The organism is Mesorhizobium sp. M2D.F.Ca.ET.226.01.1.1 (assembly GCF_004022705.2).
Taxonomy (GTDB): domain Bacteria; phylum Pseudomonadota; class Alphaproteobacteria; order Rhizobiales; family Rhizobiaceae; genus Mesorhizobium.
Map to the genome: position 1 here is coordinate 1 of NZ_RZOY02000079.1, position 341 is coordinate 341.

The following is a 341-nucleotide window of genomic DNA, read 5'->3' on the forward strand; positions in this document are numbered from 1 at the left end:
GCACGCGCGACATGGGGCTGATCGTCACCGGCCCCGCCGGCGCTTTTTCGGAAGAGAAGCGCGATGCCGTGCATGCTGTCGCGCCTTTCGAGGACGGCGTGCCGGGCTACAGGCTGACCAACACCGCGAGGGACGGGTCATACAGGATCGAAAAAAGGATCATTACGGACCCGAAACGCCCGGTCCTGCTGCAGGAGATCACCTTCACGCCGCTGAAGGGCGCTGCGGGCGATTACCGCATCTATGCTCTCTTGGCACCGCATCTGGTCAATGCCGGCATGGGCAACACCGCCTGGATCGGCGACAACAAGGGACAGCCGGGGCTGTTGGCGGCTGGCCGC

The 341-nt window shown here is 64.8% G+C and carries 1 pseudogene; it reads left to right on the forward strand.

From position 1 onward, the window contains the following. Window positions 1-341 (forward strand): annotated as a pseudogene (locus tag EN869_RS33830) (glucan 1,4-alpha-glucosidase); the annotation flags it as partial.